The 20,810-nt window shown below is 53.9% G+C and carries 15 protein-coding genes; 8 read left to right on the top strand and 7 right to left on the bottom strand.

From position 1 onward, the window contains the following. Positions 1-386 precede the first annotated feature (386 nt). Positions 387-788, bottom strand: coding sequence for a helix-turn-helix domain-containing protein (locus ACIQUI_RS18780; protein ID WP_403201405.1), 402 nt, complete (start codon positions 786-788; stop codon positions 387-389). Positions 789-1,558: 770 nt separating this feature from the next. Here ACIQUI_RS18780 and ACIQUI_RS18775 point away from each other — a divergent pair. Further along, positions 1,559-3,484: a DUF4209 domain-containing protein gene (locus tag ACIQUI_RS18775; protein ID WP_403201402.1), complete on the top strand. Its 1,926-nt coding sequence runs from the start codon at positions 1,559-1,561 to the stop codon at positions 3,482-3,484. A 5-nt stretch (positions 3,485-3,489) separates the two neighbouring features. Here the strand turns inward: ACIQUI_RS18775 and ACIQUI_RS18770 are convergent, their stop codons facing one another. Both ACIQUI_RS18770 and ACIQUI_RS18765 read right to left on the bottom strand, forming a co-directional pair. Continuing rightward, a complete protein-coding gene (locus ACIQUI_RS18770; protein ID WP_403201400.1) occupies positions 3,490-5,190 on the bottom strand; it encodes a chemotaxis protein in 1,701 nt (566 codons plus the stop codon). After that, the gene (locus tag ACIQUI_RS18765; protein ID WP_060483638.1) at positions 5,187-6,920 is read right to left on the bottom strand and encodes a hypothetical protein; all 1,734 of its coding nucleotides are present in this window, start codon (positions 6,918-6,920) and stop codon (positions 5,187-5,189) included. The genes ACIQUI_RS18770 and ACIQUI_RS18765 overlap by 4 nt, the downstream gene beginning before the upstream one ends. 327 nt (positions 6,921-7,247) lie before the next feature. On the opposite strand from ACIQUI_RS18765, the gene ACIQUI_RS18760 reads away from it, so the two are divergent. From ACIQUI_RS18760 to ACIQUI_RS18750, 3 genes are all read left to right on the top strand, one after another. After that, complete coding sequence (locus ACIQUI_RS18760; RefSeq protein WP_403201398.1) at positions 7,248-8,213, top strand: ATPase; 966 nt, start codon at positions 7,248-7,250, stop codon at positions 8,211-8,213. 127 nt (positions 8,214-8,340) lie between these two features. Further along, positions 8,341-9,684 carry an RES family NAD+ phosphorylase gene (locus tag ACIQUI_RS18755; RefSeq protein ID WP_403201396.1) on the top strand — a complete coding sequence of 448 codons (1,344 nt, stop codon included), beginning with the start codon at positions 8,341-8,343 and terminating at the stop codon, positions 9,682-9,684. Positions 9,685-9,866: 182 nt separating this feature from the next. After that, positions 9,867-10,559: an ImmA/IrrE family metallo-endopeptidase gene (locus ACIQUI_RS18750; protein WP_403201393.1), complete on the top strand. Its 693-nt coding sequence runs from the start codon at positions 9,867-9,869 to the stop codon at positions 10,557-10,559. Between the two features lie 124 nt (positions 10,560-10,683). Here the strand turns inward: ACIQUI_RS18750 and ACIQUI_RS18745 are convergent, their stop codons facing one another. Beyond that, a complete protein-coding gene (locus tag ACIQUI_RS18745; protein WP_403201391.1) occupies positions 10,684-11,052 on the bottom strand; it encodes a histone-like nucleoid-structuring protein, MvaT/MvaU family in 369 nt (122 codons plus the stop codon). A gap of 592 nt (positions 11,053-11,644) precedes the next feature. Between ACIQUI_RS18745 and ACIQUI_RS18740 the strand changes: the two genes are divergently transcribed. Next, positions 11,645-12,274, top strand: coding sequence for a hypothetical protein (locus tag ACIQUI_RS18740; RefSeq protein ID WP_403201389.1), 630 nt, complete (start codon positions 11,645-11,647; stop codon positions 12,272-12,274). A gap of 69 nt (positions 12,275-12,343) precedes the next feature. Then, positions 12,344-12,922, top strand: a complete 579-nt coding sequence (locus tag ACIQUI_RS18735) for a hypothetical protein (RefSeq protein WP_403201386.1) — start codon at positions 12,344-12,346, stop codon at positions 12,920-12,922. A gap of 203 nt (positions 12,923-13,125) precedes the next feature. Here ACIQUI_RS18735 and ACIQUI_RS18730 read toward each other — a convergent pair whose 3' ends face one another. From ACIQUI_RS18730 to ACIQUI_RS18720, 3 genes are read right to left on the bottom strand one after another with little or no spacing between them, the layout of a single operon-like run. After that, the gene (locus ACIQUI_RS18730; RefSeq protein WP_403201384.1) at positions 13,126-16,140 is read right to left on the bottom strand and encodes an AAA family ATPase; all 3,015 of its coding nucleotides are present in this window, start codon (positions 16,138-16,140) and stop codon (positions 13,126-13,128) included. Then, positions 16,137-16,724, bottom strand: a complete 588-nt coding sequence (locus ACIQUI_RS18725) for an ABC-three component system middle component 1 (RefSeq protein ID WP_403201381.1) — start codon at positions 16,722-16,724, stop codon at positions 16,137-16,139. The genes ACIQUI_RS18730 and ACIQUI_RS18725 overlap by 4 nt, the downstream gene beginning before the upstream one ends. Positions 16,725-16,726: 2 nt before the next feature. Then, a complete protein-coding gene (locus tag ACIQUI_RS18720) occupies positions 16,727-18,733 on the bottom strand; it encodes an ABC-three component system protein (RefSeq protein ID WP_403201378.1) in 2,007 nt (668 codons plus the stop codon). Positions 18,734-19,176: 443 nt separating this feature from the next. Between ACIQUI_RS18720 and ACIQUI_RS18715 the strand changes: the two genes are divergently transcribed. Both ACIQUI_RS18715 and ACIQUI_RS18710 read left to right on the top strand, forming a co-directional pair. Then, positions 19,177-19,668 (top strand): hypothetical protein, encoded by a 492-nt coding sequence (locus ACIQUI_RS18715; RefSeq protein ID WP_403201376.1) that lies wholly within the window; start codon positions 19,177-19,179, stop codon positions 19,666-19,668. Between the two features lie 126 nt (positions 19,669-19,794). Further along, entirely contained in the window at positions 19,795-20,601 is an 807-nt protein-coding gene (locus tag ACIQUI_RS18710; protein WP_403201375.1) for a hypothetical protein, read from the top strand. Positions 20,602-20,810: the final 209 nt, after the last annotated feature.

The following is a 20,810-nucleotide window of genomic DNA, read 5'->3' as shown; positions in this document are numbered from 1 at the left end:
CGAATGAATGCCATGAGGGCAGGGGATTGAAGGTAGAACAGGAGACGAAGGTGTGGGTTTGCGCCGCTGCGTTTTATCGCGAGGCTCTCACGTCGATAGTGACTGATGCAGTGACCAACTACCGCCGGAAACCTAGCCTGGACAGTTTGACTCGCATCTACGAGCAAGACGTGGGTGCCATCGCCTTCGCAGTACTTGAGCGAGCCCTGCCTCATGCGAATGTGCCACGCACGGATAGCAGTTATCCCCGTCCGGCAGCAATTGCGGTTTCACGTGAGTTATCACGTGCTCAAACGCCTTGTCGATGACCAAGCCGTGCCCCCTGAACTCAGGGACACCTTGCTCTCAATTGAGCTTGGGCTTTAACTCCAAAGCGGTGGCGCCTACTACTCAGCGAAGCACAGTTCGGCTTGAGAGGCGCTGCTGGCAACTTTGTGCCGGCGGGAAGTAGCAGGACTTGTCGCGCGTACATCTGGAAGCGACGAGACGCCAAGGCTCTTGAGCACGCCCTTGGTTTCGAGGTCTGCAACGTCAGCTTTGAGCCGCTGCACGAGGGCATCAACAGGTTGGTCGCTATCCAGGCTCAACGTCAATGTGAACAGAGTCAGAGGACTCACCCCCATCGATTCACTGATGGCTATCATCTTGTCGACCGTTGGGCTTGAAAGCCCATGCTCCAGCTTCAGCATGTAGCCACGGCTGCTAGCACCCGCCATGTTCTTATGCGTGAGCCCGCGGCTGAGGCGAATGGCTTTCAGTACAGTGGCGAATCCTGATTTGAGCGACATCAATGCTCCTGGCCAAGGAGAGGTGGAAGGGCCCACGCACATCAGTTGCGGCAGAAAGACCCGACGTAGAGCATCAGAGCGTACCACAGCCACTCTTGCCTCCGACCAAGCAGAGGGATCACAGGTGTTCAACGCTGAGACCCGGCTCCCCCCCTGAGCAGGCGATACGCTCGTGCCTGGTGGAGAGCAAGTGCAGAGCTTTCCACTGGTTTCACCTAGGTTTTCAGTGCTTTGTTCTGTATTTAAACTATTTTCCTGCATGCCCCCTTGAAAATTTTTTCGCGAGACGGAGTTCTATATTTGAGCACAAGAAAAAAGCGAGTAGTGATGTACTGGCGCAGGTGATCTGCCAGGGTCACAGACGGTTTTGCCGTTCGGTTTTGCCATTTTGCTTTCGCTTCTGACGGTTTCCTGATTTGGCCTCGGTTGCCAGGCCTCCACTTGCATAGCCCCGCAGGGTCTGAGGGGAAATCGCCTTCTTCGCAGCCTTTGGCTGCGCTTACGCTTTGACTACAAACAAAGACCCCGATTTTTTAAAAATTCACAGGCGGTCAGCAGTTCACCGTGCGTGAAGTATGAGCATGCAAGCTTATGAAGCCTGACGCTTGTGAACCGGGCTCCACGTAGGCTTCGGTGCAATCGCAATCTTCAATCAGCCCCTTCGAAAAATCCCCATAGCTTTGCTCTGTCTGACCACGCGGTTCAGCTCTATCTTCATATACGCTATGAGCACGCAAGGCGCTCTAAATCGCCCCTCATGAGGATTCGCTGTGTCGCAAGACTTCTACCGTTACCCTGAAGCCACACCACTCACCCTAGAAGCACTACATGCCATTGATTTCGCCACCGTGCTGAACGGTGTGGCACCTCGCTACGACGACATTTGGCATGCACTGGCTGACGCTGCAAGAACAACGCTGGCCAGACAAGAGTTCGCCCAAGCCCGGGTACTCTGGCTCCTGTCCGACCTTTGCTCCATGATGCTCAACCCCTCTAATCCAAACGACCTCTTTAGGCCCTTCGCCATCCTGGAAGGCAAGCGGTCACTGGCCATCACCGATGTAACGGGAGACGAGTTCGACTTCCTCGAATCCGCGATGGATGAGCTCAATACTGGCCTCGTGAAGGCGCGCGTTGCAGAAGTTCTATGGATCACCCCAGGACGACGTCATATCAAGCAGGCTCAGGCGGCTTTGGCGGGGTATCAGGCAGTCCCCTTGAATGAAGATACCTGGTGGCGAGGTGGGGAAGATTGCTGGGGGCGTGCGCTAATGCTGGCGCCAAGGCTCGGGAAAGCCGGCCAGGACATCGCGGAGCAACTATCGAATCGATTGTTCGAGGCACTCGACAAAGAATTCGAAGATCCGTCCCCCATGCTGGCGCCAATAGCGGCCTTGGTACTCAAGAATCGCGTGGTGCACAGCCAAGCAGCTGATCTGCCGTCCAGGTTGGAGGAGGTTGGCCGGAACTCAGAGCGCGCCGGTGATATTTTACGGGCTCGGCGTTGCTATGAGTTGAGCATGGACGCGTACCGTGCTGCTAAAGACCCTGTTTCATCGGCCCGTATGACAGCAGCCCTCGCCAATACGTGGGTGGCGGAAGCGGAGGTGCTTGGAGATGGAGAGGGCGCGCAGCCGTTGATCGCCCTGAACAACCTCGAAAAGGCGTTGCAGATCTACAGAATGGTACCGCAGAGATTCAGGAATCAGCTTGGCGTGACCGAGCTACTGACTCGCTTGCCTCAACGCATCGCAGATGCGGGCAATCGTTCGGTGGGGATGATGCGCATGATCTCATCGCCGCCTACGGACATATCAGACCTGGTCAATGACGCCTTGGAAAAGGTTTCGGGCAAGTCCCCGATTGAAGCACTCCATGCGTTAGCCACGCTGTATCCATTTGCCAAGAAAGAGGGCGCTCGCCAGGCAGCTTTGAACACGTTGCGTGTAGGCTTGATCGGTGCGCTGAGTGGCGCGACATACCTCGACAAGGGTGGGCGTGTGATCGCCAAGACCAAACCTATGTCATTAGGCGCTGAACCCTCGCAAGATCACGAGGAGCGCATTTGGGCAGAGATGGTCAAAAACCACGGCTTCATACGCAATCTCACCGTGCAAGGCGGCGTAATCCCAGCACTGGGCGTTATGCAGCGCGAACACTGCTACAAAGAGCAGGATCTGGTTGGGCTTGCCAAGGCGTCGGCTCTGGTTCCGCCTGAGCGGGCGCTCATGGTCGGCAAAGGTCTGTATTGGGGGGTGGTGGGTGATTTTGGCATGGCAGTGCACTTCCTCATCCCGCAACTGGAGAACATCGTTCGGTTCCACATGAAAGGCGCGGAACTGAAAACCTCCAACACTGACTTGGAGGGTATCGAGAACGAGAATGGCCTGAGCACGCTTCTGGACGTCGAGGGTGTCGATGCTGTCTTCGGCGCCGACATCGTATTCGAGATGAAAGCCCTGTTTTGCAGCGCATTCGGGCCGAACCTACGCAACGCGTTCGCTCATGGCCTGATGGACGACGATGATTTCTATTCTGCGGATGCGGTTTACGCCTGGTGGTTCATGTTGAAATGGGTAGCTATGGTTTATTGGGCTCAGTCAGCACAACGCAACAACGCCTCAGGCGATGCTCACCCGACCAGTTCGAATGGCGAAAGCGCACCTGCTGAGGAACCAGAACCAGACGTTACCTAATCTTGCTACCTGCTTGACCTCAACTTTTTCAACGCTGGAATCCAGGCGTGAGGGGTAAGCGGAAGACGGTAGTGCCGGCATGCCATTACGAGGATGGGATCGTACCCATGCTGGATAACAGACAAAGTAGAGTATGCCTCTCCATCGAGGCATACGGCCTCCACCAGTTTCATAGCGAGATCACCGTCAGCGGTAATGGGGATTTCAGTAAAAACCGCGCCATGCGACTGATCATTTTTATACAGGTGCTCTTCAGAATCTGGCCTGACAAACCAGAGCTGGTGGTTACAGTGCCTTAAAGACTCATTTGCGAAGGCTACGAAGTTCTCGGTGTAGTTGCTAGCACCATCAATGGTTGCCCACAGTATGAGCAGAGGGATCAACGAACTACCTGATGTGTGCCACTGTCGATAAGCTTCCGTTTTCTCCTGGGGATGAGAGATCAGATCACGGTAACGAGAAACGTGAGTTGGGTAACGATCATGACAGCGAAAAGCAAACTGGTACTGGTCTAGGGTTTCCTGGCTGTAGCCAACAATCAGTTCTCGAAACCCTTCGATTTGGGAAAGAAAAAGCAATGCTGTAGCAATGTCAGTCGACTGGGAGTCCGCACATGGGCTGAAAAGCGCGTCGTTATTGTTGATCAGATGGAAGATATTTTCCGCCAGCTCTTTGGCACTGGCTTGGTGTAATTTTTTCGAGTCTGAGTCTGTCTCATGCTGTGCTTTCCAAAGCATCCACAGCCCTCGTTGAGAGAGCCTCCCAAGCGTGTCAAACAGCTTAAGACTGGTATCCACTGGGCTGTCGGGCCTCACGGCCGCAGAAACGGCGTCCCTGAAACCTATAATCGGTATCACTTTATCGCCATAGTACTCATCCCAAATTCTGAAGTGCAAATTTATGAGCTCGTCGAAAGTGCTGCGCAGATTTCTTGACTCTTCACCTGTCGTTTTAGTTCTTATAAATTCCCAGGCATGCAAAATTGTTGCTTCGCTGGCTTTATATGGGGCTTCGAGGTTTTTGGCCTCTCGCGCCCAGACGTAGAGAACTGATAGGCAAATATATGTGCGCCTCAGGGAGCTCAGGTCACTTTTTCGACCCTTTGACTCATTTAGTAACAGGCCCTTCAGCAGAGGAACAAAATTTGCGTAAGAAACCTCCGGCTCATCGAGCATCGCGATCGACTTCTGAAAATAACCACGTAGATCTTTGCTAACAAGTTGCTCACGCAGCGTTCCTGCAGCTAACAGGTCAGCAAGCTTGTCTCCATTCCACTCCTCAAAGCTTACGCCATAGCGTTCCGTGAGTTCGGCCATGAGACCTGTCATGCGACTGCGCATGGGTTCATCGACGTCACCTCCAAAGCAGATGCAAATTACTTTTTCCAAGTCTTTGAATTCGGGCGGCACTCTGGATCGAAAGTAGACAAAGACAATGTCGCTTACGGAACTCACCAACGACTGGTTGGTTCTATCCCAACCGTCACGCGTCAAGTCTCCTTTTTTCAAGGTGAAAGCGTACAGTTTCTTTTTGCCGTTTTTATCAGCAGGGCCAACTGCAAGGACGTCTACTCCCGCTTGGTCAGTTCCTCTACCAGGGCGTGAGATTACGTTGTAGCCCAACTCACTTAATAGGTCAGGCAGTACGACATCGAGCTCATCACGCTCGCGCAGCGAAGCGACATATTGCTTAAACACGAGCTTCACGAGTGACTCTCCATCCTGTATAGGAACAGTTGCTTACGCAGCGAAATGGGCGCAAAAAAATACTGACGGGCGATTTCGAGATTGTGTTGGAATGGGGTAGCCTTGGTCTCGACAGTATTATAATTACCGTCAACCGGCCTCAGACTGACGAGTCCATTGCCATAAAGGAGAGTCCGTTCGACGAATATATCAGCTAGGAACGACCCTTTCTTGCCTTCATCAATAGCCTGCTGAACTTGATCACTGTAACGCTCAAACTCCATCTGCCGGTGATGTGCTGGAGGCAAGAGTTCTTTCAACCCCTTAGCTTTATCGATGCCATTCATATAGCGATTTAGGCGGATGATCGCAGCGCTGATCATTTCTGCTGTCGAACCATCACCATTGGCCATAGGAGCTAGACAACCTTGGGCAAGGCTTGGATAGTTAATCAGCACAGGATCGTACAGCAGGTCACCGATCTCTGCCCGCTGCGTCGAAGGAGCTGCTGTGCCCAACAACACAAGGATTGTCGCCAGAGGTATCGGGTAGGCGAAAAAGTTACCCACCGCTTTACGCGCGATGAAGCCGTACTCTTCTGGCTTTAGGTCAAACGAAGAACCTTCACAGACGAACTGGTGGGGTTCTTCCTGGCCCAGCAGCAATCCTTTATGGAGCTCTGTGCAGAGTCGCTGATCTCCCGTTCTAAGCCATCTTACGACCCATGAATTGAGCACACCTGGTTTGCCCTTGAGCAGCTCCTCTACCGTCATGATGAACTGGCTAAGCGTGTGCTCTGATTGGTCATCTCTTAGAAACAAACTCTGCAGAAAGTCTTGGGCATGATTGGCGCCGCCTGCATTAATCAACCGCCCAAGGAACAAGTCTAAATTTGAGCAATCGTAGGGCTGAAGCGTGGCCCCTTCCACCGCGTTAAGCAAAGATTGCCAAAGCGGGGGCGTGAGGCAGCTGGAGCGGTGGGCAAGCGTATAGGCTATTTCTTTAGTTACCGCTGGGGTCACAGGGAGCAAGATCTCGAAAGCGAGATCGTGAAGAGCAACATGAGCAGGTTTCGGAGCCTTTTCAAGCCAGCAGAAGATAGTTTTCAGCAGAGCTGCACGGAGCGAGTCTGACCTGTCTACTTCGGCAGTAGCTCTCAGAGCATTGATCGCGCTTAGCCATTTCTCGTCGTCATCGTACCTTGCGTATCGAAGCCCTACTAAGGCTTGATCCCTGAGAGTCTGATTGGGGTTGGACAGATAAGCGAAGACTCTTGGCCCATGCGTTTGCGCATCCGACCGCATGCCCTGCGAGATGGCTGCTGTCAGCGCTTGGAAGCGCTCGCAGCGCGAGTCCATCTCATCCACGGACTTGAAGATTTGTTCAACGCGGTCTGAACGATCATGACACCAGGTTTCAAGTACCTGAGAAACGTCGTCACTGTCAGCCACTGGCTCGTACAGACGCTCGATGACATCAAGTAAAGTGGGCAGATCGATATTCAGCTTCCCCAAAAGACTCGCATAGACCATCTTGCCTATGGCTCTTCGTATGTCGGTGTACCGGCTCAAGAACTCTTCGGACACCCCCTCAACCAAATCGATGGCGCCGTCATTGTGGACTTGCGCGAGTGTATCGGTGTACGGCCCATACTCGCCGTAATCGCTATTCCAGTAGCTGTTGAAGATGGCGTCAATCAACGTGCCTTCCTGAACCTTCTCCATGATTTCGGCATATGAGGGCACTGCCATGCTGAGTCTCCGTCTGTCCGTATCGACTGATGATACATTCAAAGTTGGCGAGCACGCCCGGTTTTGTGTCCCGCACAGGAGCTCAGTCGTTGCTGCTTGTCAAAACTCAATCCATGGCGAAGGCTGAACCGATGATTGCTGGGCTGCAGTCAAACTGTACGCGCGCCTCAAGCATCTTCACGGGACTTCACCTGGCCAATTCTTAGCCTGTACCCAAGATTCACAGTTAGGTATAGCGCGACAAAGGTCGTTGCTAACAGCTCTAGCTCGGGCCTTGGCGCTTGAGGCCCAGCGCGTTAGTCTCAAGTTTTTTGGTTGAGACTGCCGATGCGAACGAAGCGAAGGATCACCCGGGCATACTGTGTGGAGTTGGGCGAGGAGTTAACCATTGGCGGTGCACGCCAGGCCTATTTCAATCAAAACCAGCCACGCAGCCGCTTTCTGTTCCAGTGCTCATCGCCCGAATGCAGGGCTCTCAAGGTGGTGCCTAAAATCACAGGCGTCAATTACGACATCCACCCGACCGAAAAATCGCGTGTCAAATCTCCGCACTACAAGGATAACGAGCACTACGCCCACCATGCGGAGTGCGAGTGGGTGCTGCCCGATGAGGACGAGGGGAGCGATGCACCATTGCCAGGAGAAACGGAGTTGCAGACCCGCACCCGTTTGGCTAAACGCCATCTCACCTCAGTCATCGATATCTTTGTTCCTCCTACGCAGCCAGAAGAACCAGTAGCACGTCCACCTCGAGTCGCTCCAGGCAACGACGAGGCAGGCCCCGATCATCGACGGGACGGTGGTGGCACAGAAGGCACCCGTACCGATCGGAAACACCGTACCCGCGATCTTCGAGAGCTAGTGGATTACTACCAGGAGAGCCGCGACACCCTGAAAGACCTCTTCCCCGAGGTGACCATCAACGTAGCAGGGCGTGGCGTGATTCCGCTGCGTTCGTACTTCAAAAAGGTGGTTTGGGCCAGGCCTGATACTGCAGGGTACGTCTACAACGGTGGAGGACGCATTGAGCGGAGAGAAGGGGCTGGTTTCGTATTCAGTTTCTTTGACAAGGTCGCGGATAAGGACGCCTTCCTCCACGTCTCAGATGAAGTGATGACGCAGCACCGATCGAGGCGCTATGTGAATGAGCTTCTCGATCAGGCACGTCTAGTAAAGTACTTCACGTTCTATTTCCTGGGTACCTTCACCTATCACGAGGCCAGCGACACCATGGTTGCACAGGTTACTGACCTTCGCTGCCTGGCGATTGACTTGGGGCCGTTGAGGAGCTGAGGTTCAGTCGAGATAGCAGCTCCTAACCATTGGCAAGGGCGGCACCCGATGGGTAAAAGCTTAAATTAGCGAGAGGCCTTCGCCTGGCCGTAGACAAGTGCGGTGTAATGCAGCCAAGGAGCAAGTGATGCGTCAAGTGGTGTGTACCGATTGCCTTTCCGAAACCTTCCTGCAGCATCACGCTTCGGACAACGACATCAGCGAATGTGACTACTGCGACCGAGAGCTCCCGGTCATGGACATGGAAGAGCTGGTAGAGCTTTGCGAAACAGCAATCCATGCCTCGTTCCGGCCTATCCAACAACCTGGCTCAGTGATTCATCACGGTTACCCACCGATCGGTGAAAGTCTGTATGACGTTCTGGAGCGCATGCTGGGTTCCGATGAGACCCTTCTTTCTGACATCCATGAGCGCTTGCTCGACTCTTGGAGCCTTCCAGATGATGACGATCCTTATTTCGAAGAGGAAACAGAGGCATCGTCGGAGCTGACTGTAGGCTGGCGAAAAATGGAGCACAGCCTGCAGTTTGAATCCCGGTTGGCAAATCCCTTGGTGGGTTCAATCCTGACTATGGTCTTCGACGGCATAGAAGATTTGCGCTCGAAGGACGACCGGTCACCCATTGTGATCGCAGGCCAAGGTTATCAAATCTCTTCATTCCAGCGGGGTAGGGTGTTCCAGGATGAGCAGAGCATGGAGGAAGCGCTGAGTCACCCTGAAAAGCATCTCGGCCCGGTACCAGGAGGCAAGGGATCTCCTGGCCGAATGAACGCCAAGGGAATTTCAGTTTTTTACGGCGCAACAGATGACCAGACCGCAATTGCGGAGGTGCGCCCTCCCGTTGGCAGCGTGGTGGTCACCGCGCGTTTCGACGTAATTCGGCCTCTGAGGCTTCTCAACCTGAACGACCTGGCTTCAATGCGTCCGCACCGGGGGTTGAGCTACTTCAATCCAATTCGCAGGAGCTTCACCGAACGCTGCGCGTTTTTGAAAGACTTTCAGCGCCAACTGACCATGCCCGTGATGCCGGACTCGGCGGAAAGTGGGTATCTGATCACGCAAGCTATTGCCGATTTCCTAGCAACCCATGAAAAGTTGAATCTCGACGGTATCTTATTCCCCTCTGCGCAGGTGCAACAGGATACGTCACCAGGGCAGAACGTCATTCTTTTCCACAAGGCCAGTGGAGTAGAAAGGTTGGAGGACACGCAAAAGGCTGAGTATGTGAGTCTCTGGGAGCCGGATGAGGATAGGTTGGTGTATTACCCAGAGTTCTGGGAAGCGGAACCTAAAGACTCAGATCAGTTCTCCCAGTACGTCCCTCTGGTACCTCCGCCGGAGCCAAGCCTGCGTCTAGCTCGAGACGGCATTGTGATTCACAAAATCCAGGGAGTCCGCTTCAGCACCGAGACTGACCCAGTCCACTATGTTCCTTGGTCGAAGGACAGGAAATACCATGGGTTTCGATAGCGTGGCTGCTATCTAACGAGAGAGAGCAGATCCTGTTTCAGATCTCTAAGCCCATTTGGGTTTGGGCAACCGTTACAGCCGTACCGTTCGTCGGCAAAGCCTATATGTTGGGTTAAGCACATATTGAAACCACTACATATTGGGCTAGATTGTGCTTGAGAGCCTACATGTGGTGTTTTGCCATGAATGAAGCCCATATCGAGAAAGCAGCGACCGATCTGCTCATGCAGATTTACCGTGATCGCCGGTACCTGTGGCCAGATCAAGATATTCCGCCGATGATGATGCGCAGCCCCCGGATCGCTGCCATGGTTTGTGGCTACGACTATCATGAGCATCACACACTGGGAGATACCCAGTTCAACCGGCATAACACAGGCACTCGCATCGCGGGCTTGATTGATCGTCAATCGAATAAGATCGCGGTCGCGACCGAATTTGGTGACAAAGTCCAATTGTTCACTGGTGCCCATGAAATCGGTCACCTCGTGCTGCATGAGGACACCGTCATGCATCGCGACCGCGCGTTTGATGGCAGCCCGCTGCAAACACCACGTGCACCAGCAGAGCGGCAAGCAGATCGCTTTGCGGCCTGCTTTCTCATGCCTCAGAAGCTTGTGAGGGAACGGTTCGAGTTCATGTTCTGCGGCAGGGGGCAATTGCGCTTCAGCGACGTGATCGCGTATCACCTCGATCCTATCAATCCTGATCGGCTGCTTTACGCGTCCAAAGACTCCGGTGAGCGCGAGCTGGCGCTGGCGCGGTGCACCCGGTTCAACAACCAGAACCTGGTTTCACTGGCTCAGCAATTCGGCGTCTCGGATTCGGCCATGGCCATCCGGATTAAGGAGCTGGAGTTGGTGCTCTGGCCTTAGAGCGGGCGGGGCTCTGGTAGGGTTCGTGTCGATGGTTTGAGAAGCGCTTGGGGCGTCCATCGATCATCTCAAATCCATAAAAAAGGGCCCTCAAAAGGGCCCCGTTTCTTTGAATCAGGAGGTTTTACTGAGCCAACCAGCTCTCGACTTCCTCGGCACCATACTGGCTTTTCCACTCTTTTAGGGTCTTATGGTTACCACCCTTGGTTTCCACGAGTTCTCCCGAATGAGGGTTTTTGTAAACCTTGAGCTGGCGCGGCTTGCGGCTGCTCTTTTCAGATGCAACGGCTGGAGCACGTCGGGTAGCAGCTTGTGGGTCAAGAATGGCCACGATATTGCGCAGGCTGTAACCATACTGATTGAGGAGATCACGAAGCTTTTTTTCAAACTCGATTTCGCGCTTCAGACCATCATCGTTTTTGAGGGACTCAAGTTCGGCGAGCTGAGCAGCTAGTTGTTGCTCAAGGGCACGGAATTCTGCGAGCCTGGACATTTGACACTCCTGTATGTAGTGAGTCCAGTATAGGTGCTGGGTTACATGCCTTCAATGTGTAGATTCAAGCTGGCGCTTGAGCGCCGATAGAGCAACAAGACCTAGCGCTGAGCTGTCGAGAACGGTCGAATACCATCCCTGGACGGCAAATACCGTCGGCGCGAGGAGGACGAACGGACTCGACGCCAGGCAACCATAGCAGCGGAGTATCAGCGATACACTTCAAGTATAACTGGTAGAAAATTGAGAAGAAAAAAGCGATGCGCTTTCGAAGTTTAAATGATGCCCACGCGCTGGGGCAGACGGTGCCGCTGAAAATCAGTATGCGGTCAAGGCTTTGTCATGGTGGAGAAGGGCACATGTAGCCTCAATTGCCCTAGTCGGAATGCCCATCATAACGTCGCTCGTTTACGTCGACCTCAGGATATCCCGATATCCGCTCAGAAAGAGGAACCATCGTGGCGTAAAGCGTCGCGGTTCGCTCCATCTCAAGGGCTACTGATCAAGGGTGCTATCTGCTGGAAGGACAGCCCGAAAACGGCTACTGTTCGCGGCTCCCTCTATGACCCTCGCACCACGGAACGGACATCGAATGAACCACAATATGCTACTGATGTGTGACACCTGTGGGGTAGAGGTTCATTGTCGCATAGGCATGTCGAACCGAGACGTACAACCACTTTCGTTTCTCTGCCCAAGCTGTACCAGTGAAATCAGCATTGTCTTGGGAGGAGGTCATTCAATTGAGCTGACCAATGCCACAGAGGGAGCGCTGGATCGCGAGAAAGCCTTCGCAGGCGGCTACCTATTTCAGGATTTGCATCTGGATTTTCCAATCTGGAGCAAAGAATATGTGGCTGGCAACACGCCGTTCATGACTGCCATGGGAATGGTGGATCGGGACAAACTCATGACAAGCGGTGCTCATGCAGGCGCGCTCTTTAGAGATCGTCTGGATGTTCTCAATCATTATGGCAAGCGCTTCGAGGAGGTGAAACAGCTGCTGAAACTGTATCCGAGGGCCAACAAGGAACTGTTCCGTCGCAGAGCATCCGAGTTTCTCGGAGGAGAACACAGTCCGTCTCTCAGACCGGAAGACCTGAACGTACTCCTCTACCAAGTGTTGTCCACTGTAACGGCAGCTTTTCTGGAAGACGATACGGTGCTCCAAATCGTGCGTGGCTATCCCGAGATCATCATGGGGCTTGCCCAGAAGGATTAGGCCGCCTACGCCAGTTTTCACGGCGAAATTTGCGACTCGGGGTTCCTGTACAACCTGCAAAAAGATTGCTTGGGCCTGTACGGCAAAATCTTCGAGCTTGAGCTCTACATCCGTCCAGCCATTTTTCTGGATTTTTGCACGGGCCAGGAACATCTTAAGACCTCGGCAAAGATCTCACGTCTGGGTTTTGATAACTGTAAGGACATCTATAAGGATCTGGCAGAGGTTTTTGGTCGACAGCTCTCACTGGTCGCCGGTATCAATAACCTGATGCACCGAGGTGGCCATAATGCGTTTTTGGCGAATGACGGGGGCGCCCTCTCTAGTCTTGCCAAATTCACTGACAAAAACCTCTCGGACAAGCTCAAGTACCTGGACGACTGCTGGTATAAGATCGATTCAAGTGTATTGAACGCCGGCGTACGTAATGCAATCGCCCATTACTCCTTCGAGTATGATGAAACCACCCAAATCATCACCTGCTACCCCAATAAAGAAGGGCTAAAGCGTGAGGAGGGTGTCGAGCTCTCATTCTTGGCCTTCATGCGGATGATCTTGGTGCTATTCCGAGAGATGCATTATTTGCATCACCTCATTAAGTCCATTTACTACTTCGAGTACCTCATCGTTGCAAAAAAACAAACGTAGGCTTGAACGGCAGGCGGTGAGAGGGTGAGTTACTAGCTAGCCATGCAATAGCCGCCCACTCGCCGGTGGCCGGCGCGGGGGCGACAATGTCTGTACTTCCATTGGCTGGGAGTGGCCTTTACCAGCGATGAATGCAATAAGTGACGCTCTCGTGGTCAGTCCGCAACTAGGCCGAGGGCTTGGTTTTGACCAGCTGGCACGAGTTAACCCGCCGTAGGTGGAGCTACGCCCACTGACTGCCTGCGCTGTCCCTCCTCAGCAATCACGCCGTTGTCCGTAGGCACGAGCGACCAGATCTTTGCTTCGATCCCGTCGTTCTGGAGCTTGCGCAGGAAGTACCGAGCTTGCAAAGCGTCGTGGGTCGCAATGACGACTTGGAAACCGTGGTCAACAATATAATCACGCAATAGGTCGAAGACTGCGGACGCATGCACCAAGTCGTGATGCTGTGTTGGGTCATCGAGCAATAGTGCTTTCCATGGCGACCATTGATGACTCATGGCCATCGAAAGCAGGAACGTCAGTTGGAGATCCGTAAGCTGAGCTTCGCTTGCAATGTTAGGTACTGGCGCCGAGGTCTTACCCAATGGCACCGATACGCCAGCTCGATCTCGGTTATAGGTGTTGACGAATTTCAGGCTCGCGTCATGGAATCTTGACTCACGAACGACACGCTTAAGCAGGGCCCGCCATCTTGGTTCGACTTTCCTGACATGCTTTTGCACATTGGCGATTTCTTTCTTCAGAGCCCCATCAAGGGTATCCATGGCGTCTGCGAGCTCGGACAACCGGTTGAAGGCTCTCTGAGCATTTTCAATAGCCCCTTTGAGATAGGCCTCGTATGCCTCCTCCGTACGATCCAGGCGTAGGCGATCAATAAAACGCTGCGCGATCTGCGAGTCATTTAATTTGGCCCATGATGCGATTTCAATGCCGACAATTTCCAGCTCGGCGATGTGACCGTGAAGCTCACTGATCGCGGATCGCAATCTGTCCCCCTTAGCTTGAGCTGCCTCAATCAGGGGATCGCCTTCAAGTGCCAGCGCTTGCCAGCTGGCGCGAACCGACGTGAGCTGACTCTGGACTTGCCGTATGGCTTCCTCAGTCAGTCGAACCGCGCTACTTAATTCAAGCACTTGGTTTTGCTGGGTCTCGAGTATCGATTGAAGTGTGCCCGCTTTGCCGTTGAGATCGCTAACACGGAGATCTAGCTCGTTTTTTTCAACGGTGAGCTCTTCTAGCGTGCGAACGAGAGGAGCACCTGCTGTCAAATTAGAAAGCGTGGCGACTGCCTGATCGCGTCGGGTCAGAGCGTCGCTGTACTGGATGCGTGCTTGATCAAGCGCATGGACTGAACCTTCGAATTCGGCGCGAGCCCGGTCAAACTCTTCTTGCGGGATCAAAAGCGCAAGGTCAGCGCGGCGCCCCACGAGGCTACGTCGACTCGCAGCGACACCTTCCAACTGCACCCTCAAGGACTCTTTGGCCAAGGGAATCGAATCGCTGGCGAGAATCGGATCAATACGGAACGCTTGGATTTCCCTCTCAAACTCTTGGCGGCTTTCTTCCAGGTGGGCAAGTGCAGCTTGACAGGCCTGAAATGCCTCAAGCGCAGTTTTTACCACGGATTCGTTGGAATTTACATCCTGCGCGGCGGCTCGTAACTTCTGTTCTGCGACCTTCAGACTAGGATCGATAGCCTTCAACGCCTTGGCAACCTGATCTTGCAGCTTCGCGGCCCCATGATGCTCCAAGCAAAGCGGACAATCTTCTAGGTCGGGAGGCAGATGCTGGGCAATCGAGGCCACTGCCTGACGAATCGCGTCGGCAGAAGAGCTCAAGGCTTGATACTGCGCCCTGGCGGTCAACTCTATTGCCTTGAACTCTTCCAGCGCAGCTCGTTTCTCAGCCAGCTCTGTGCCCAGACGCTCCAAGTCTTCTTCTACTTGGTCTGCCTCGTTGCGATTTGCCCTCAAACACTGTTCCGACAGCTCCCACTCGACAACAAGTCGCTCACCGTCACGGAGGTGTCGCTCTGCCTGATCGAGCGATACAAGCTGGCTATCGAATTGGCTATGTTGGTTGCGAACCATTTGGTTGCTTTCGTGGCGCTCACGCAATGTCCGACATTGCAGTTCCGCCGCAGCTACGGCATTACCGGCCTGGGTCAACGCTTCATTGCGATGCTCTATCTGTTGGCGTGCGCTTGCTTCATTGACCAGGCGCTCCAGAGCTTGGTCAACTCTGATTCGCTCCTGCTGCGCAACCAGCATGCCAGCCTGATGCTCTTGGAGAAGAATGGCATTATCAGAGCGGAGTTTAGAGTGTCCCTCCAAGGCCAGCTCGGAGGATTTGAGCTCTTCATTGAGTGCTGCCAAGCGAGCTTGCATCAAGCCAAAGTTTTCGACCAGATTACCAGTCTCTGCTAAGCCGGCGATCTGTCCTTGTGTACGCTCTACCTTTTGACGCAAAACCTCGATGAGCGCAGAGTGAGCGACTGCCAAATTATCCTGATTCGCCGGCAGGACTAGTAAACCTGAGGGGAGCTGATCATGACTTTCAGTCTTTTCCACCACTTGAGCAATGACTCTTGCCAGATCATCGCGAGGCCGTAAGGCGCCCACTGCGCCAACCGTGGCTACATCACGCGCCTGGATAACGCCATTCCATTCGATCAGCTTTTGTTCAAAAAGACGCAGGTTCTCCTCTTCACGGTTTTTCTGCTCTGTCAGTGATCGACGCACCGCCGGAAGGGAGGTGCGAGCCATTGCACCGTCCCGGCCAAGTGGCAGACGAGCCAGCTGCGAGCCTGCTTCCTTCTCCTCTGCCTGTACAATCCAACCGTTTTCTCGCTGGTCTAGCAGGTGAGTTAATCGGAGGAGAAAAGGTATATCAGTAGGCGGGATGTTAGGAAATATGGTGCTGAGATCACCATCTTGGCTGACCTCACCCGACTCACTGATACGAGAACTCACCGTCAGCCCAGCGAAATTCAAGCTAACCTCGGCACACGACTCGCTATCACGCACGGCATGGAGAAAATTGTCTCCCAGTCGAGAAATGTTGCCAGTGAGCCCGAGTTCTATAGCTTCGAAAACGGTGGTTTTTCCGGTGCCATTGGGGGCGAGCAAAATGGTCGCTCCAGGACTCAATTCGATGGTGACATTAGGGCCAAATTTGCGCAGGTTCGTTAGGGTGATGGATTCAAGTTTGCTCATTGCGGGTTCTCGCTGGTGGTCACCGAATCGCTCATGATTTGCACCACATCACCGCCGCTGGCTGTAGACAGCAGTTCTGCCTTCCAAGCAACCATGTGCCGACCTGTCCAAGGGTGGGATTTGACCATTGCCTTGAATGCTGAAACCAGAGGATCACTCAAGGTTTCTACATTGCCAGGCGGATCTAGCGCGGCCAAGAAAGTGCGATCAAGGAAATCCGGAGCAATCTCTGACTGACGCGGCACGACTTTGCGACAGAAACGATCATCGGTCTCAATGCGAGCTGCCTCGTTATCAGAGATGTCTCCGATCAACATGAACATATAAAGATCAGATGTCTCAGGCTCTGGTAAAACATCCCGGACATCAGCAGACCATTGGTAGGCCGCTTGAAGAGAGCTTGAAGGTAATTCAATCAACAAAACGGTACGCCAGCCGGCATTCGTACTCCGTTGGCGTTTGAGCCGTAAAATGGTTGAAGGATAGTCGGCCGCCGGCAGTTCGAATGCGTCAGCAACCTGCACCTGGTATCTGTTCTGCGCGCGCTGGCTTATTGCCGTCGTTAAATCTTCAAGCGTCATCATAATCACTGCCCCTTCCCACAAGCGTTAATTGCCGCATCGCGCTCAATACGCCATTCATTCCATTGTTTTTTGAAATAGTCTTGCAACGACGTCAGCGTGCCTCTTTGCAGTTGGCTATAGACCTGGAAACGCGTAATCAGTAGGCGGGGCTGACGCTCCGCTGCCATACTATTTTCTGCTGCTCTATCGTCAGCCATTCCTGAATCACGTAAACAGGTAGCAGAGGCCTCAACTCCAGACAAAATGACCACGGGAGCGGGCGACTGACCTAGCACTACCCGCAGACTGTCCTCACTCAATAGTCTCGGGCCGCCTCGGTCTGTAGCGCCGCCAGACCAATGGCGCAAAGCGATGCTAAGAATTTCTCCTATTGGTGGAATAGCGCGCCAGTGCGCATCAGCGCCACCAAGCCCCACGCATGTCAGCATCAGCATCAGGATTGCGATTTCAAGGAGTTCCAGCGTACGAGGGCCGATGCGCAATGCATGCTTTGCATCCAACCCCTCTGTTTGTGGATACATCAGTTGCTCGAAAAGGGATTGCCGGGCCGTTTGGTCTGCCGATAGCTCGACATTCCATTCCCGCCACATGGCTTCCATGGCAGCGAGTAAATCCAGGTCAACGATCTTGGCCATTTTCTGATCGACACGGTTCTGCAACTGCTGCCAAACCACTTCGTTCATCGCGTCATGGAGTGCCGCTGATTCTCGGCGATTGTCTAGTTGCGATGTAATGGGCCGACCTAGACCGCAGGAGAGTGACTCAGTATTTTGGAGCCACGGTAGGTCATCGAGGTCGGTTTCCCCGATTCCGAGTGTGCTGCCTAGCTCTTGATCTACGCCCTGACGCCATACAGGCTCGCCGAGCAGCAGACCGTGGCTGCCGGCTTTTAGGTGCAGAGCCAACCGAAGGATGGCGGAGGGTAGGGCGTTGACCCCGGGGGAGGGAGAGCAGTAGCTGGCGTGCACCCGAAACTGCCTGTTGAATGCACCCTCCTTCCAATGATGACCCACTACCTGGCTGGCAGGATTTACAGAGCTACCTATAACAGGGCCGTTGAGGTCATGCGTGCCCGTGACTGTCCAATCATGACCGAGAGGGTCAAGTAGGTATTGAGTCCAGGTTTGGAAGCTGGGACGAAGCATTTTCTGTAGCTGCTTTGCAGCTGAGTAGCAGCTGATCACGTTAGTGTCAGTGGTGTTATCAGAGATGTAGTCGATAAGAAGGCTTAGAGTCGTGCGCGAATCTAGAAAATGTCTGTCAAGAGAAGCAAGCGCATCCCTTTCCAGCTCGGTCTCATCCCCCAGAGATTCGATGCTGAGAATCTGCATTTTTTCAACGACGTGCAACCAGTCCCTGAATCCGCACCAGGTCGTAAGCCAGGTGTAAACCCTCTGGGTTGGATTGTCATCACGCTGGGATAAATCGCCGACGCTGAGCCCGTCTTTGTTGCATGAGTCCCAAAACTCACGCAGATGATTTATGGTAGTGATATGTGCCTTGCTATGCCCTTTGATCGCTACATCAAGGCCGGGGAGGTGCAGCGTGAAGGTACGTTTCGAAGGTTTTGTGCCGCTCGCTGGCGCCTGCCAGGACGCTAGGCTCTTCATTACCTTTTCGAGCTCCGAATCGAAGTCGTCGTCAGCAGGCTCCTTGGCTGCCTCGGTATCGACAGCCTCCTCGGCATCAACAACTGGATTAGACGGCTTGGCGACCTTACCAGCCTTATCGTCCTTTGCACTTTTCTTGCGGGACTTCAGGAAGGCGTCTTTGTCGACGTGTTTATCGCTGAAGCAAGTGGTCTGCCTCTTGATTTGTAAGTGTTCCCAGTGCTCCTCAGTGTGCTGAACGACTACGTCGTCCCACTGAGGGATTCCGCCCTGTTCGGCACCTATGAACATCGGGGCAGGACGCCCGTCCAGGTACTTGTCCAACATATCGGATAGACGCCGAGCAATTACCAGCTTTTCGTAGCGGCCTTTTTGCTCAAGCCGGAACCTTTTTATCATTGAGAATCCCTTCAAGCGCTCGGTGCATCGGACACCACTGGCAGTTGGCCATATAATAGCGAGACGGCTTCGCCCAAGGAACCGGGTTTACGTAAACCGATGCCATAGCGGATTCTGCTTCAACGTGATACTTGGCACGCCTAGGGGTTCGGACATGAAACCGTTTCTATAGGCGGAATTCGACGTGCGAGAGGCGAGAACCCATAGCTAGCTTTCCCGGCTGGGCCCGCGTTGGCGGCCCAAACCAAGAAATCTTTAAAGGAGCCACGGCCAATGCGGCCGTTGAGGTACTGGCCTCGTGCCTGATCAACCGCGGTGAGGTGGCTTTCCCTCGTAGCCTGGTTCAGATGCGAGGTCGGCACCAACCCGCTGTACATGAGAAATTCACGACCAAGCCCGAAGCCTTCACTCGGTACCGCGAGTGCCTCCAGCAGATGCTGTTTGTGCCATCCGAAATCGCGCAGCAGGACTGGGTCAAGGTCATCGCACCGAAGCTCATGGTGCTGGCTGCCGCGCTCTATGATTCTGAGGGTGTTGCAGCTGAACTTCTGGGCCGCCAATACCTTGCCTATGAGCCTGCTCCGGTTGTCACCGAAGCCGGAGAGACTAGGGGATCCCTTGTAAACACCTACCGTTTCCAGGATATCTCCGCCGGCGTCGATATCCGGATGTCATCCATTCACTCGGAAAAGGGCAAGACACACGCAGCGACGATGATCTTGGAGACCTTCAGGGACAGTCACTTCATCCAGAAACTCATGCCATGTCTTGAGGGCAAAAAAGCAGCTACCAAGAGGCCTCAGGAAACAGCGAAGAAAGACATGATGCTGATGTACGTCGGGATGACCTGTCCGTCGCACATGCTGTGCTTGGCCATACGCCAGAGTTCATTGGGGGAGGGCGCTACAGGTGTTAAGCACAGAGCTGCTCTTTAGAAAGCTGGCTGGTCGATTCTGGAGCTTGCAGCGTCAGCACCTGCCCCTTAGTCACCGACCTCCAGTATGCGAACAGTAAAACCCGATGCTTTGCCATGAACGACCAACAGCAAGGACGCCGCAACAATGAAACCCGAGATGTCAGAATTCTCCTACGGCTTCGCCTTCACCAACGAGCTGATAACAGCGCCCGGTGCTCATGTGGTGGCTGCTCCCGAGTTTCCTTCACTGCAGAAGGAGGGAAAGCCGGGTGGTGGCTACGACGTCAAGATTCCTTTCGGATCGCCACTGTTCCTGCAGTTCAAGCTGAGCCATCGCTTGGAGCGCACAAACTGCAAGGAATACACGCTGATGGGGGGCGCCTACTACCGTTGGCACCTGCATGCGTTACGGCATTCCGCGCAGCATGATTTGCTACTTGAGCTCGAAAGCCTGGGCAGTGAAGTCTACTACGTGGCCCCTGCGTTCCATCTAAGCGCCGAGCTCAATACGCATTACCTGTCGAAGCAGATCGTCGACAACTCGTTCGGGTTCCGCCCCAATGATATCGGTGTGCTGCCTGACGACGATGAGCACTACGTTGTGTTCAATAGCCGCCCTGTGGCCTACCGATGCTCGGATGACCCATCGCAAGTCAAAACCCACATGATGGGTGATCTTCTCGATACCTCCCGGGATCAACGAGCCATCCGGGATCTGGATGAGGGCGGGATTCGCCAACTTGGCCAATTGATCGTCGACGCGCTTCGTAAAAGCAGAAGCCGGCGCCTCATCGGGCACAAGTCGGTCAATCCAGATGAAGTCGCGCGGGCAATCGATGGCCAGCCCACGCTACGCACGCTCGCATTTATTTCGCGCACAGTCCTGGACTCCGAGCTGCTCATCGTCAGAAATGAGCCAGCCGCGAAGCGCATCCTTCGCAAGCGAGGGTAGGTGGGTACATGTCGTTTGGGCCTTGGGCTTCAGCTGCGGTCTTGAAGGGCTCCTCGAGACCGAGCGAATGTTGAGCTCTGGGGCCTCGTACGCATTCTGTTGGGCAGCCCACAGCCTAGGCTCTGTACGAAATCCCGAGAAACCCGATCGCCGCGCCTCGGGAGCTGAGATTTTGTAGAGTGCCCGCCATCTACGGAAAGGAATTCTGT

It is taken from the genome of Pseudomonas sp. NPDC090592, assembly GCF_044769185.1.
Taxonomy (GTDB): domain Bacteria; phylum Pseudomonadota; class Gammaproteobacteria; order Pseudomonadales; family Pseudomonadaceae; genus Aquipseudomonas.
This window is presented reverse-complemented; position numbering and strand designations above follow the sequence as displayed.